Source organism: Plantactinospora sp. KLBMP9567 (assembly GCF_033446045.1).
Classification (GTDB): Bacteria; Actinomycetota; Actinomycetes; order Mycobacteriales; family Micromonosporaceae; genus Plantactinospora.
The window spans coordinates 383,704-396,445 of record NZ_JAWQRR010000006.1; the positions used below are offsets into that span (position 1 = coordinate 383,704).

Below are 12,742 nucleotides of genomic sequence, written 5' to 3' on the forward strand. Positions count from 1 at the left end.
AGCAGGCCGGCCGACCCGGACAACCGGTCGGCCGCCCCGGACAGCGAAAGGTCCTACCGTGAGCAGAACCGCCCGGGTCGAGCGGACCACGGCCGAGACCAAGGTGCTGGTCGAGTTGGATCTCGACGGCTCCGGGCAGGCCGACATCACCACCGGGGTCGGTTTCTACGACCACATGCTCCACCAGATCGCCCGGCACGGCGGTTTCGACCTGACCGTGCACACGGTCGGCGATCTGGAGATCGATGCACACCACACCATCGAGGACACCTCGCTGGCCCTCGGCACCGCCCTGGACCAGGCGCTCGGCAACAAGATCGGCATCCGGCGGTACGGTTCCGCCACCATCCCGATGGACGAGGTGCTGGTCCGGGCCGCCGTCGACCTCTCCGGTCGGCCCTACGTGGTGCACGACGAGCCGGCGCTCGCCCCGTACATCGGGCCGGTCTATCCGACCAGCATGACCCGGCACATCTGGGAGTCCTTCGGCCAGTCCGCCCGGCTGACCCTGCACGTCTCGGTGCTCCGGGCCGCCCGGCCGGGCGGTCACCCGGACGCGCACCACGTGGTGGAGGCGCAGTTCAAGGCGGTGGCCCGGGCGTTGCGCGAGGCGGTCGCGGTCGACCCGCGCTCGGCCGGAGCGGTGCCGAGCACCAAGGGGCTGCTCTGATGGACACCGTCCTGCCGGTGGTGCTCTTCGCGCTGGGCGGTGTGCTGATCGGTGGTGCCTGGTCGCTGCACCGGCAGGGTGCCCCGCAGCGGGTGCTCTGGATCGTCGGCCTGCTGGCCGTACTCGCCACCGCCGGTGGCGTGCTCTGGCTCGTACCCGGGGAGGGCGGATGACCGCCCAGGTGCCGGCGCCGCCCCGGGTGGTGGTGCTGGACTACGGCTCGGGCAACCTGCGCTCCGCGCAACGTGCGGTGGCCCGGGCCGGCGCCGAGGTGACGGTCACCGACGACCTCGACGCGGCGGCCGCCGCCGACGGTCTGGTGGTGCCCGGCGTCGGCGCCTTCGCGGCCTGCATGGCCGGGATCGAGGCGCTGCGGGCCGGTCCGGTGATCGCCGAGCGGGTCGCGGCGGGCCGCCCGGTGCTGGGCATCTGCGTCGGCATGCAGGTCCTCTTCGAGTACGGCGAGGAGCACGGCGTCGTCACCAAGGGGCTCGGCCTGCTGCCCGGCGGGGTGACCGGGCTGGCCGCCCAGCGGGTGCCGCACATGGGCTGGAACACCGTCGCACCGCCGCCCGGGTCCCGGCTCTTCGCCGGCCTGCCGGCCGACGCCCGGTTCTATTTCGTGCACTCCTACGCCCCGACCGACGCGGCCGGACTGGCCGCCGCCGGTGCGCTGCCGACCACCGCCGAGCACGGTGGACGGTTCGTGGCGGCGGTGGAGCGCGGGCCGCTGTCGGCCGCCCAGTTCCATCCGGAGAAGTCCGCCGAGGCCGGCCGGCTCCTGCTGCGCAACTGGCTGGCCACGCTGTGACCGCGCCCCGGACCGGGGGCGTCCCGGTGGGCCGTGCCGGGTCAGGTGTCGCCCCGTGAGCAAGGAACGGGCCCGGCGCCGCGCGGTCCGGCTGGCCGAGGCGGAACGGGAACGCGCCGCCCGGGCCCGGAAGGTGGCCCGCCGCCAGCGCCGGCGTGCCCTGCTGCGCCGGCTCGCCCCGCGACTGCCGGACCGGCGTACCGGGCGGTTGTTCGCGCGGCGCAGCCGGGGTGAGCGGGCCGGGGTGGCCGTACTCTCGGTGGCGGCGGTGATCGGCATCTGGCTGCTCGTCGACGACCTGGCCCTGCGGCTCGGCCTGATCGCGCTGCTGCTGCTGGTGCTGCCGGCGGTGGTGGTGATCGCGCTGGGCCGCCGGACCTGAGCCCGGGCAGATGCCTCCGACCCGTCGATCGCCGTACCGGCCGGACGGCCCGGCGGATCCCACGCCCCGGCCCGCCGCGTTTCCCGCCGACCCGTCGGCCGGTCGACCACCACTCTTTCGCCAACCGAGGAGAGCACGTTGAGCCTGACCCTGCTTCCCGCCGTCGACGTCGCGAACGGCCAGGCGGTCCGCCTGGTCCAGGGCGCCGCCGGCAGTGAGACCAGTTACGGCGAGCCGCTGGAGGCGGCCCTGGCCTGGCAGCGCGACGGCGCCGACTGGATCCACCTGGTCGACCTCGACGCCGCGTTCGGCCGGGGCTCGAACGCCGAGCTGCTGGCCGAGGTGGTCGGCCGGCTCGACGTCTCGGTGGAACTCTCCGGCGGGATCCGGGACGACGGGTCGCTGCGGGCGGCGCTGGCCACCGGGGCGGCCCGGGTCAACATCGGCACCGCCGCCCTGGAGGACCCGCAATGGTGCGACCGGGTCGTCGGCGAGTACGGCGACCGGGTGGCGATCGGGCTGGACGTGCGCGGCCGTACCCTGTCCGCCCGGGGCTGGACCCGGGACGGCGGCGACCTGTTCGAGGTGCTGGAGCGGCTCGACAAGGCAGGCGCGGCGCGGTATGTGGTGACCGACATCACCAAGGACGGCACGATGCGCGGGCCCAACCTCGACCTGCTGCGCGAGGTCTGCGCCCGTACCGACGCCCCGGTGATCGCCTCCGGCGGCGTCTCGACCCTGGACGACCTGCGGGCGCTCGCCACGCTGGAACCGATCGGGGTGGAGGGCGTGATCGCCGGCAAGGCGCTCTACGCCGGGGCGTTCACCGTGGCCGAGGCCCTCGCCGTGCTGGCGCGGGCGTGACGGCGTGCGTGGTGGCGACGGCTAGGCTCGGGCCATGACGGTGGCGGTACGGGTGATCCCCTGTCTGGACGTGGACGCGGGGCGGGTCGTCAAGGGGGTCAACTTCGTCGACCTGCGGGACGCGGGCGACCCGGTCGAGTTGGCCGCGGCCTACGACGAGGCGGGCGCCGACGAGCTGACCTTCCTCGACGTCACCGCCTCCTCCGACGACCGGGGCACCATGCTCGACGTGGTACGCCGGACCGCCGAGACGGTCTTCATCCCGCTCACCGTCGGCGGCGGCGTACGCCGGGTCGCCGACGTCGACGTCCTGCTCCGGGCCGGTGCGGACAAGGTGGGGGTGAACACCGCCGCGATCGCCCGGCCGGAGTTGATCGCCGAGATCGCCGAGCGGTTCGGGCGGCAGGTGCTGGTGCTCTCGCTGGACGTGCGGCGTACCCCCGCCGGCAGCAGCACCGAGAGCGGGTTCGAGGTGACCACCCACGGCGGCCGGCGCGGCACCGGGATCGACGCGGTCGGCTGGGCCGCCCGGTCCGCCGAGCTGGGCGCCGGGGAGATCCTGCTCAACTCGATGGACGCGGACGGCACCAAGGCCGGATTCGACCTGGAGCTGATCGGCGCGGTGCGGCGGGTGGTGGACGTACCGGTGGTGGCCAGTGGCGGGGCCGGCGCGGTCGCGCACTTTCCTCCGGCGGTGGCGGCCGGCGCCGACGCGGTCCTGGCGGCCAGCGTCTTCCACTTCGGTGAGCTGAGCGTCGGCGAGGTCAAGGACGCACTGCGTGGCGCCGGGCATCCGGTCCGCTGACCCCGCGCCCGCCTGTTCCGTTGGCCCGCCTGCGCAATCGTCCTGAGGTGGTCAGGTGGTGGCCGGGCGGGCCGGAGGTCGGCTCGGTGACTACCCGCCGTTCTCCGGTGAGCGGCGCGGCATCGGCAGGGTGAACCGGGCGGCGTACTCCTGCACCGCCGCGGCGTGCTCGTCCTCGGCGAGTTCCCAGTCGTGGCTGCCGGGGGAGTGCCGGCGGGTCAGCACCCCGTGCACCGTCTCGACCGTGGTGGCGAGACCACCGTGCGGCCGGGTACGCCACAGGTGCTCGCCGGCCGAGGTGACCCGGAACCAGCCGTCCGAGACGGTGATCAGGCCGGCGCCCACCAGGCGGCGTACCGCGGCCTCGATCTCGTGACGGGCCGGGAGCGCCCGGTTGAGATGGTCAGCGGTGGAGAGCACGTCGGCGAGCCGGACGCCTTCCGGCCGGCGGGTGCTGCTCGACCGGCGGTGCCGGCCGGCACCGCCGGCGATGATCAGCGATACGAAGATCCATGCGTCGGACCAACGCCATCCCTCATCCCCCATGGGAGAAATGATGCCGTGCCGCGCCATCGGACGGAACGGTTGTGCACCGGTTCATTCCGCCGAACCGGGGCGACCCTCGTTCCACGAGGGATGATCCGGTACAGATCGACGATCTTTTTCCGCCCGTGCGTGGTGCGTCCGCCGGCACCTGTCTCCCCGGCACCGGACCGGCTGTGTCGCGGGTCAGCCGGGACCGGCCTCGGTGACCGGTCGGGTCAGGTCGCCGGGGTCGGGCCGCGACGGCGGCGGCACGGTGAACATCGGGATGAAGGCGTGCGCCAGCGGGCCGATGGCGAGGGCGTACGCCACCGTGCCGATCCCGACCTGGCCGCCGAGGGCGAACCCGATCGCCAGTACGGTCAGCTCGATGACCGTACGGACCAGCCGGAGCGACCGGTGCGGGCGGCGGGCGACGTACCCGGTCATCAGGCCGTCGCGCGGGCCGGGGCCGAGGCGGGCGCCGATGTACAGGCCGGTCGCCATCCCGTTGAGCAGGATGCCGGCGACCAGGAAGCCGATCCGGGTCGGCAGTGCCTCGACGGTCGGCAGCAGGGCCAGCGCGAGGTCGACGGCGAGCCCGATGACGACGACGTTGCTCACCGTGCCGAGGCCGGGACGCTGCCGCAGCGGGATCCACAGCAGTAGCACCAGGGCACCGACGGCGATGGTCACGGTGCCGATGGAGGCTCCGGTGAGTTCGGACAGCCCCTGGTGGAAGACGTCCCAGGGGTCGAGCCCGAGGGACGCCTCGACCAGCAGCGCCATGCTGACCCCGTAGAGCGTCAGGCCGACGTAAAGCTGTCCGAGCCGCCGGGCGATTCGGTCGCGCGTCATCCGTCCCTTTCCGTCGCGCCGCCCGTGCAGGCGCCCGGTCATCCCGCCACGGTTGCCAATTTTTGCCATGCATGCCACTCTGAGGGCCAATCCAGTCGCCATGAAGGGCCAATCGAGGTGAAGTGGCTATGACCAGCCTCGTCCGAGGCGCACAGCTCGGCCGGATGCTCGGGCAGTGGCACGCACTGCCGGGCCGCCGCCGCAGCCCCGACTACGTCGCCCTGGCCGGGGCGGTGCGCGGGCTGCTCGCGGACGGCCGGCTGCCGCTGGGCGTACGACTGCCGGCCGAGCGGGAGCTGGCCGAGGCGCTGCGAGTCAGCCGGACCACCGTCACCGCCGCGTACCGGGAACTGCGGGAGAGCGGGCACCTGAACAGCCGCCGGGGCGCAGGCAGTTGGACCACCCTGCCGGGCGGGCACCGGGTGGCCAGTTCGGGACTCTGGACCCCGCAGGACGACCTGGACATGATCGACCTCGGCTGCGCCGCGTTGGCCGCCCCGGCGGCACTCGCCTCGGCCGCCCGGGCCGCCGCCGAGGACCTGCCGCGCTATCTCGGCGGCGCCGGATACCACCCGACCGGGATCGTCGAGCTGCGCGCGGCGGTGGCCCGGTCGTACACCGAGCGTGGCCTGGCCACGAGTCCCGAGCAGATCATGGTGACCAACGGGGTGCAACACGCCCTGGACCTGGTGCTCCGGCTCGCGCTGCCGACCGGCGGCAGCGTACTCGTGGAGTCGCCGACCTATCCCAACGCGCTCGCCGCGCTCGCCGCCCGCCGCGCCCGGATCGCCACCCACGGCCTGGCGGGCGAGGGTACGGGCTGGGACGCCGACCTGCTGCTGGGCAGCTTCCGGCAGACCCGTCCCCGGCTCGCCTACCTGATCCCCGAGTTCCAGAATCCCACTGGTCACCTGATGCCGGCCGAGCTGCGGGAGCGGGTGGTGGCGACCGCGCACGCCAGCGGCACCGACCTGGTGGTCGACGAGTCCTTTGTGGACCTCGCTCTGGACGGCACCGAGGTGCCCCCGCCGACGGCCGTCTTCGACCGGCACTCCCGGGTCGTCACCATCGGCGGGATGAGCAAGCCGTACTGGGGCGGTCTGCGGATCGGCTGGATCCGTGCCTCGGCACCCCAGGTGCAGCGGCTGGCGGCGGTCCGGGTCGGGGTGGACATGGCCGGTCCGGTGCTGGACCAACTGGTCGCGGTGCGGCTGCTCGCCGACGCCGAGACGATCGTGGCGGCCCGCCGGGTGGAGCTGGCGGCCCAGCGCGACGCCCTGCTGGCCGCGCTCCGGGCGGAGCTGCCCAACTGGCGGGTGCGTACTCCGGCGGGCGGGGTGACGCTCTGGGCGGAGCTGGACGGGCCGATCGCCAGCGCGCTCGCCCGGGCGGCCGAGGAGGTCGGGGTACGGCTCGCGCCCGGCCCCCGGTTCGGGCTCGACGGCACCCTGGAACGATTCCTCCGGCTGCCGTTCACGCTGCCCGCCGCCGAGCTGACCGAGGCGGTACGCCGGATCGCGGCGGTCCGGTACGACATCGACCGGGCGGAACGCCCGCTCTGGCGGGAGCCCGTGGTGATCGCCTGACCGGCGGCGCACCCTGCCGGGGCGTCCCGCCGGGCCGCCTGCGATCATCGGCCGGGTGAGGATGATCGACAAGATCGCCTGGATTCGGCTGGAGAAGGGTCGGATCCTCAGCTCCCGCTCGCACGGCAAGAACGTCTACTACCTCCCGGGCGGCAAGCGGGAGCCCGGCGAGACGGACCTCGAAGCCCTGGTACGGGAGATCGAGGAGGAGCTCAGCGTCGCTATCCTCTCCGGCACGGCCGCGCCGGCCGGCATTTTCGAGGCGCCGGCACACGGTCATCCGGCCGGTACGGTCGTCCGGATGACCTGTTACGCGGCGGACTACCGGGGCGTGCTGCGACCGGCCAGCGAGATCGCCGAGATCGTCTGGCTGGGCTATGCCGACCGGCACCGGGTCTCTCCGGTCGACCAGACCATCTTCGACCACTTCCACGGCACCGGCGAACTTCGCTGACCCCGCCGATCCGGCACACACCTCCCCGGGACCGGCCGGTGCCGCGCGGCGACGTGGCGGGTGCGTACCGGGACGTGGCGGGTACCTCGCCGGTGTCTCGGGCCGCCCGGTTCGTCGGTCAGGCGGGGTAGCCGGCCCGGGGGATGGTGACCAGGCTGGGCAGGCGCAGCCGGGACGCCGGGGTGGCGGCCAGGCTGGCCCAGACGATCTTGCCATCGGTGCCGGGCAGTACGCCCCAGCCCGCGGCCGACCGGGTCACCATGGCCAGCCCGCGACCGCGTACGGCCAGCGGCTGCCGCGAATCGGGGGCCGCCGCCCGCCGGGGCAGCGCCGGTATGCCGGGGTGCCGGTCCGCGACCGCGATCCGCAGCCGCTGCCGGTGGTGGCAGAGGGTGAGGTCGATGTCGGTGCCGGCGTGCTCGACGGCGTTCGCCACGAGTTCGGAGGCGACGAGTTGGGCATCCTCGGTGACGTCGGAGAGCCGCCACCGCTCACAGCACTCCCGGACCAGTCCGCGCGCCACGCTCACCGCCTGGGGCACCGGCGCCAGCCGGCGGTGGGCCTGCCGGGCGCGGGCCGGAACGGGATACGGCCGGACCCGGCCGAGCGCCTCGGAGAGCCGGGGATAGAGCCGGACCCGGCGGGTCGGCAGGCGGCGGAGCAGCACGGTCAGCGCCGAGGCCGGCGCGCAGACCAGCACCGTGATGCCGCGCCGGCACGACTCCCGGAGCATCACCATCGCCGGCAGCAGGGTCGGCAGCAGCTTGTCCGGAGCGATCCGGGTGCAGTCCACGGCCACGTACGGCGGGTGGTGCGCGGCGCAGCGCGAGATTGCCCGCTGCAGCGTGTACGCCTGGGCGACGCTCCAGCGGCCCGCCATGGTGATCACCAAGGCGCCGGTCTCCACGTGCGCTGCCACCGTGGTCACCATCACCGGAACCCCCTCGCCGCCCGCGTACCGCCACGACCGGCCACCCGACTCGGCCCGCCGTTCACCTGACCCTGTTCTTACCCCGGCGACGCTCCGGTGAAGCCGCCCCGATGTCACCTAGTCCAGTGGTAACCGAGCCCAGAGCAGGTAGCGCTCCGCGCGGCGACGCCATCCGCGACAGCACCGGACAGACCGCCGTGACAGCACCGGACCGCCGGGCGATCGCGGGTCGCACGGCGGTCCGGTGGAGTGCCGGATCCGATCCCGGGGGGAGAGAGCGGATCTCGGACGGGCTCAGATCTGGGCGAGAGTGCCCTGGTACATCTGGTCGATCTCCGTCTTGAAGCTGCTCTCCACGGCACGACGCTTGATCTTCATCGACGGTGTCATCTCGCCGTCCTCGACGGTCAGGTCGCGGGTCAGCACGGTGACCTTCTTGATCGTCTCCCAGCGGTTGAGCTTCTGGTTCAGTTCGGCGACGTAACCGTCGACCATGGCGCGCACCTCGGCCGAGCCGACGATCTCGGCGTACGGGCGGCCGGCGAGGGGACCACCGGCGGCCCAGGTGGCGATCGCGTCGGCGTCCAGGGTGACCAGCATGGTGCAGTAGTTGCGGGCCTGTCCGATCACCACCACCTGTGAGGTGTACGGGCAGAGTGCCTTGAAGATGCCCTCGATGTGCGACGGCGAGATGTACTTGCCACCCGACGTCTTGACCAGGTCCTTCTTCCGGTCGGTGATCTTCAGGAAGCCGTCGCCGTCGAGTTCGCCGATGTCACCGGTCCGGAAGAAGCCGTCCGGGGTGAACGCTTCGGCGGTCTCCGCGGGCAGGTTGTGGTAGCCGCGCATCACCGGCATGCCCCGGAGCAGGATCTCGCCGTCGGAGTCGATCCGGCACTCCAGGTCGCCCATGGCCTTGCCGACCGTGCCGATCTTGAGCGCTCCGGGCCGGTTGACGAAGTTTCCGGCACTGGTCTCGGTCAGCCCGTACCCCTCGGAGATCGGCAGGCCGGCCGCGGCGAAGAAGTGCGCGATCTCCTGGCTCAGCGGCGCGGCGCCGGAGACGAGTACCCGGATCCGGCCACCCAGCCGGGCCTGGAGCTTGCTGAAGACCAGCTTCTCGGCGAGCCCGTAGCGCAGCCGCAGCCCGGCCGAGACCGGCTTGCCGGCCTGCTCCAGCGACACCTTGTGCTTGCCGGTCCGCACCGCCCAGGCGAAGATCTTCGCCTTCGCCCCGCCCGCCGTCTGCGCGGTGGTGACCGCCCGGTTGTAGACCTTCTCGAAGATCCGGGGCGCGCCGCACATCAGCGTCGGCCTGACCACGCCGAGCAGCTCGACCAGCCGGTCGAGCCGGCCGTCGACGTAGGTCGGCATGCCCACGTGGATCACGCCGCAGATCAGCGTCTTGCCGAACGAGTGCGACAGCGGTAGCCAGAGATATTGCAGGTCCTCCGCCTTGATCAGCCCCAGTTGTGCCTGGGCCACGCCCTCCCAGCACCACCCGGCGTGCAGCAGTTCGACGCCCTTGGGCCGGCCGGTGGTGCCGGAGGTGTAGATCAGGGTGGCCAGGTGGTCCTGGTCGATCTCGGCCACCACCCGCTCGATCAGATCCGGGTCGCTCTCCAGGGCCAGCGCGCCCTGCACCTCCAGGTCGGCGAGGGTGAGCTGCGGCGGGGTGGCGGCCGGGTCGGCGGGCCCGTCGATCAGTACGACGTGGGTCAGCGCCGGCAGATCCACTCCGGCGATCTTGGCGGCCTGCTCGGCGTTCTCGGCGATCAGCACCTTGGAGCCGGAGTCCGCGATGATGAAGGCCGTGTCCTCCGGCTCGGTGGTCGGGTAGACCGTGGTGGTCGCGCCACCGGCGCACATGATGCCGAGGTCGGCGAGGACCCAGTCGAGCCGGGTGTTGGCCAGGATCGCCACCCGGTCCTCGGAGCCGACGCCGAGGCCGCGCAGCCCGGCGGCGATGGCCTTCGCGCGCTGGCCGACCTGCGCCCAGCTCAGCCAGACCGGGCCGGAGTCGTCCGGGGCGGGGTGGGCGAAAGCGTCCCGGTCGGGGGTGGCCGAGACACGCTTCAGGAACATGTCGGGGATGGACCGGTAGGGGACGTCGAGTGCCATGGCGGGGGGTGCCTCCGGGATATCGTCGCGTGACGGTGATCACGTTAAATCGCGGTTACCAGAGAGTATTGGGTGCCCCCGCGCCTCGGCTAGTGCCGATCGGTCCGGCTACCCGTACCGATCGGGCCGCTTCGACGGCCCTGCACCGGGTCGACGCCGCCCGCTCGCCCTTTCCGAGGGCCGCCGGGATCGGATCCGAGTGGCAAACCCGAAATTTCCGGGTACGTCTCTAAGCTATCGAGGCGTCGGCCCAGGTCGGCCGGACCGGAAGCGCCGCCGGACCAGGGCGCGGAGGTCATCAACCACGGGTGAGGGTCATCAACCATGGGTCATGCAGGACCGGTCATGGGAAGTCCCGGTCGCGGCGACGCGGTGCCGGGCCACGTCATCCACCTTCCGGTTGCCGTACATACTTTGCAGGCCGCCACCGAACTGGCCGCGCGGCTGACCGAGTCGCTGGCCTTCCTGCCGGAACTCGACGCCGGTGAGGTCACGGTCTCGGCCGAGGACGCGCAACACGAGCGGTACCGGGTGTTCTGCGACCGGCTGCTGCTCGGCACCGGCCGGTGCGGCGAGCGGGAGGGGCACCGGGGCGCCTGCGTCGCCGGCCCGCCGGCCGCGGCCGGGGCGACGACCGGGCGCCGGGCACTGATCGACGCGACCTCGGGCTGGGCCGGGGCGGTGCCGCCGGCCGGATGACCGCCCGCGCCCGGGACCTCCGGGCGGTCAGGCCCAGGGCACGGTACGCACGTCGCCCAGCTCGGCCACCGCGACCCGGTCCTCGACCGCGAGTACGCCGACCATCCGCTCGGCCTCCGGAATCGTCACGTTCCGGCCCAGCGAGGCGCCCGCCTCCGGATCCGGCGTCTCCAGCCAGAGCCTCCGCTCCGCCCACCGCATCTGCACGATCCCTCCGGAGCGGCCGAGGAAGGAGGCCCAGGCACCGGTGCGGACCGGCATCCGGCGCAGCAGGTCGACACTCTCCCGGACGGTGAGCGGCACGCCCTGGTATTCGTGCCCCGCCGGATGCTCCCAGGTCGCCTCCACCAGCCCGCCGTCGCCGCCGACCCCGGACGCGCCGCCGGATCCGTCCGGCACGGTTCCGGCGGCGCCGCTGCGGAGCTGCCGGACCAGGGTCATTCCGGAGTACCGGTCGACCCGGGAGTCGGGCCGGTCGGGGTCGGCGAAGGAGCCGACCAGGGTGTCCCAGTCCCGCCGCACGGTGAGGGTAGCGCCGTCCACCGTGATGCCGATGCGGGTGCCGGTGGGCAGCCAGGGCAGGTAGAGGCTGGCCAGCCGGGTGGCCGAGACCGGTCCGGTGGTCGGGGCGTACACCCCGCGCCAGGCGCCGGGGACCTCGATCTCGACGGTGACGTCGTCGTCGACCGGGGGCGGGAAGGCCGCCAGCCGGCCGGTACGGCGCCGCTGCCAGGTCAGCGGGATCCGGATCCGGGCTCCGGTGTCCCCGGCCCAGTCCACCGGCAGGTCGCGCTCGCGCAGTGCCGCCGCCACCTCCGCGCCGATCTCCGCCGACGGCGGCTGCTCGAAGAGCCCGTACGCGACCCAGACGGCCTCGCCGTCGGCGCCGCGCTCCGCGTCCTGCTGGTGGTAGAAGGCGTACCCGCGCGGCGTCTCGCCGTCGGCAACCTCGGCGCCGATCTCCGCGAGGCCGCAGTTCTGGCAGCAGGTGAAGTTCTCCCGCGCGACGATCCCGGCCGCGTCCAGGGCCCGGAAGGCGAGAGTGAGCCGATCGCTGTCGGTCGGCTCCGGCCAGCCGGCCTGCGCGGCGGCGTGCGCGGCGAACTCCGCGGCGGCCACCTCCCGGGCCAGCGCCTCGACCCGCACCGGATCGTGTTCGTCGTCCAGGTGTTCGACCGCACCCACCACGATCGCGTCGTACGGCAGCTCGCCGAGCGCGATGTGCCGCCGGACGTACTCCTCGACCAGGTGCCGGAACTCGTCGGCGTCGTCTCCAGGTTCCACGGCCGGGAACGCTAACAGCACCTCCGGACAGCGGGGGACGGCCGACCGGACACCGGCCGCCCCGCCGCCCCGGTCAGTCGTCGTCGCGGTCGTCGTCCCGGTCGCCGTGGTCGTCGTCCTCGTCGCGGTCGGTCTTGACGATCTCGCCGGTGGCCGCGTCCACGTCCACCTCGAATTCCCAGCCGTCCTTGACGAACTCGACGCTCCACACCGTCCGGCCGTGTTCCTGTTCCCGCTCGACCTCCTCGAGTCGGCCGCCACCGGCGCTGGCCAGCGCGATCTGGACCGCCCGCGCCGAATCGACCGATCCGGCCGGCGCGGTGCCGGTCGGGGCGGGCGAACCGGTCGGGGTGCCCGACGGCGTGCCGCTCGGCGCCGTCGTCGGACCGCCGGTCGGGCCGGCACCGGGGGTACCCGTCGGGTCGGCGCCGGGCGTCGGCTCACCGGGCGCGGTGGTGGCGACGGCGCCGAACCCCTGCCGCTCGCCCTCTGCCGCGCTGGCCCCGATCGCGGTGCCCACGACGGCGGCCGCCGCCAGCGCGCCGCCGATGCTCAGGACCAGAGTCTTACGCCGCATCGCAGTCTCCTCCATCGTCGCGGAACACCTGTTCCGGATTTCCCGACAGAGCTTCGCCGGGATCGGGATAGCGGCGCGCTGTGCGAACGCTAAGCCGCGGTAAAGAGTCGACCCGGGCCTGTGCCACCACCCTCGACCCGGCCGACACCGGCGGGCCTCGACCCGGCCGACACCGGCG

Annotated in this window: 15 protein-coding genes; 9 read left to right on the forward strand and 6 right to left on the reverse strand. The window is 73.5% G+C overall.

The features are described 5' to 3' along the window. Positions 1-58 precede the first annotated feature (58 nt). From hisB to hisF, 6 genes are all read left to right on the forward strand, one after another. Positions 59-670: an imidazoleglycerol-phosphate dehydratase HisB gene (gene hisB, locus R6Y94_RS04520; RefSeq protein WP_318394455.1), complete on the forward strand. Its 612-nt coding sequence runs from the start codon at positions 59-61 to the stop codon at positions 668-670. After that, on the forward strand, positions 670-843 hold the full coding sequence (locus R6Y94_RS04525; protein ID WP_318394456.1) for a hypothetical protein: 174 nt from the start codon (positions 670-672) through the stop codon (positions 841-843). Before hisB ends, R6Y94_RS04525 begins: the two co-directional genes overlap by 1 nt. Continuing rightward, positions 840-1,481 (forward strand): imidazole glycerol phosphate synthase subunit HisH, encoded by a 642-nt coding sequence (gene hisH, locus R6Y94_RS04530; protein ID WP_318394457.1) that lies wholly within the window; start codon positions 840-842, stop codon positions 1,479-1,481. The genes R6Y94_RS04525 and hisH overlap by 4 nt, the downstream gene beginning before the upstream one ends. A 55-nt stretch (positions 1,482-1,536) precedes the next feature. Continuing rightward, the gene (locus R6Y94_RS04535) at positions 1,537-1,863 is read left to right on the forward strand and encodes a hypothetical protein (protein ID WP_318394458.1); all 327 of its coding nucleotides are present in this window, start codon (positions 1,537-1,539) and stop codon (positions 1,861-1,863) included. Positions 1,864-2,001: 138 nt separating this feature from the next. Further along, positions 2,002-2,727 carry a bifunctional 1-(5-phosphoribosyl)-5-((5-phosphoribosylamino)methylideneamino)imidazole-4-carboxamide isomerase/phosphoribosylanthranilate isomerase PriA gene (gene priA, locus R6Y94_RS04540; protein ID WP_318394459.1) on the forward strand — a complete coding sequence of 242 codons (726 nt, stop codon included), beginning with the start codon at positions 2,002-2,004 and terminating at the stop codon, positions 2,725-2,727. A gap of 34 nt (positions 2,728-2,761) precedes the next feature. Continuing rightward, positions 2,762-3,532, forward strand: a complete 771-nt coding sequence (hisF, locus tag R6Y94_RS04545; protein WP_318394460.1) for an imidazole glycerol phosphate synthase subunit HisF — start codon at positions 2,762-2,764, stop codon at positions 3,530-3,532. Between the two features lie 90 nt (positions 3,533-3,622). Here hisF and R6Y94_RS04550 read toward each other — a convergent pair whose 3' ends face one another. Beyond that, positions 3,623-4,078, reverse strand: a complete 456-nt coding sequence (locus R6Y94_RS04550; protein ID WP_318394461.1) for a hypothetical protein — start codon at positions 4,076-4,078, stop codon at positions 3,623-3,625. Positions 4,079-4,261: 183 nt separating this feature from the next. Beyond that, a complete protein-coding gene (locus R6Y94_RS04555; RefSeq protein WP_318394462.1) occupies positions 4,262-4,912 on the reverse strand; it encodes a hypothetical protein in 651 nt (216 codons plus the stop codon). A gap of 128 nt (positions 4,913-5,040) precedes the next feature. Between R6Y94_RS04555 and R6Y94_RS04560 the strand changes: the two genes are divergently transcribed. Together R6Y94_RS04560 and R6Y94_RS04565 are read left to right on the forward strand one after the other, a co-directional pair. Continuing rightward, complete coding sequence (locus R6Y94_RS04560; RefSeq protein WP_318394463.1) at positions 5,041-6,498, forward strand: PLP-dependent aminotransferase family protein; 1,458 nt, start codon at positions 5,041-5,043, stop codon at positions 6,496-6,498. A gap of 55 nt (positions 6,499-6,553) precedes the next feature. Next, positions 6,554-6,952, forward strand: a complete 399-nt coding sequence (locus tag R6Y94_RS04565; RefSeq protein ID WP_318394464.1) for an NUDIX domain-containing protein — start codon at positions 6,554-6,556, stop codon at positions 6,950-6,952. Positions 6,953-7,070: 118 nt separating this feature from the next. Here R6Y94_RS04565 and R6Y94_RS04570 read toward each other — a convergent pair whose 3' ends face one another. Both R6Y94_RS04570 and R6Y94_RS04575 read right to left on the reverse strand, forming a co-directional pair. Beyond that, positions 7,071-7,871, reverse strand: coding sequence for an ATP-binding protein (locus R6Y94_RS04570; RefSeq protein WP_318394465.1), 801 nt, complete (start codon positions 7,869-7,871; stop codon positions 7,071-7,073). A gap of 306 nt (positions 7,872-8,177) precedes the next feature. Next, entirely contained in the window at positions 8,178-10,004 is a 1,827-nt protein-coding gene (locus R6Y94_RS04575) for a long-chain fatty acid--CoA ligase (RefSeq protein WP_318394466.1), read from the reverse strand. 345 nt (positions 10,005-10,349) lie between these two features. Here R6Y94_RS04575 and R6Y94_RS04580 point away from each other — a divergent pair, with 345 nt between their 5' ends. Beyond that, the gene (locus R6Y94_RS04580; RefSeq protein WP_318394467.1) at positions 10,350-10,703 is read left to right on the forward strand and encodes a hypothetical protein; all 354 of its coding nucleotides are present in this window, start codon (positions 10,350-10,352) and stop codon (positions 10,701-10,703) included. Between the two features lie 27 nt (positions 10,704-10,730). Here R6Y94_RS04580 and R6Y94_RS04585 read toward each other — a convergent pair whose 3' ends face one another. Both R6Y94_RS04585 and R6Y94_RS04590 read right to left on the reverse strand, forming a co-directional pair. Further along, positions 10,731-11,987, reverse strand: coding sequence for a DUF6891 domain-containing protein (locus R6Y94_RS04585; protein WP_318394468.1), 1,257 nt, complete (start codon positions 11,985-11,987; stop codon positions 10,731-10,733). 73 nt (positions 11,988-12,060) lie between these two features. Beyond that, complete coding sequence (locus R6Y94_RS04590; RefSeq protein WP_318394469.1) at positions 12,061-12,564, reverse strand: PepSY domain-containing protein; 504 nt, start codon at positions 12,562-12,564, stop codon at positions 12,061-12,063. Positions 12,565-12,742 lie beyond the last annotated feature (178 nt).

Bases quoted from the DNA above. Each gene is read 5' to 3' on its own strand.
- R6Y94_RS04560 (WP_318394463.1), top strand. From the start codon at position 5,041: ATGACCAGCCTCGTCCGAGGCGCACAGCTCGGCCGGATGCTCGGGCAG.
- R6Y94_RS04525 (WP_318394456.1), top strand. From the start codon at position 670: ATGGACACCGTCCTGCCGGTGGTGCTCTTCGCGCTGGGCGGTGTGCTG.
- hisF (WP_318394460.1), top strand. From the start codon at position 2,762: ATGACGGTGGCGGTACGGGTGATCCCCTGTCTGGACGTGGACGCGGGG.
- R6Y94_RS04575 (WP_318394466.1), bottom strand. From the start codon at position 10,004: ATGGCACTCGACGTCCCCTACCGGTCCATCCCCGACATGTTCCTGAAG.
- hisH (WP_318394457.1), top strand. From the start codon at position 840: ATGACCGCCCAGGTGCCGGCGCCGCCCCGGGTGGTGGTGCTGGACTAC.
- R6Y94_RS04580 (WP_318394467.1), top strand. From the start codon at position 10,350: ATGGGAAGTCCCGGTCGCGGCGACGCGGTGCCGGGCCACGTCATCCAC.
- R6Y94_RS04555 (WP_318394462.1), bottom strand. From the start codon at position 4,912: ATGACGCGCGACCGAATCGCCCGGCGGCTCGGACAGCTTTACGTCGGC.
- R6Y94_RS04590 (WP_318394469.1), bottom strand. From the start codon at position 12,564: ATGCGGCGTAAGACTCTGGTCCTGAGCATCGGCGGCGCGCTGGCGGCG.
- R6Y94_RS04550 (WP_318394461.1), bottom strand. From the start codon at position 4,078: ATGGGGGATGAGGGATGGCGTTGGTCCGACGCATGGATCTTCGTATCG.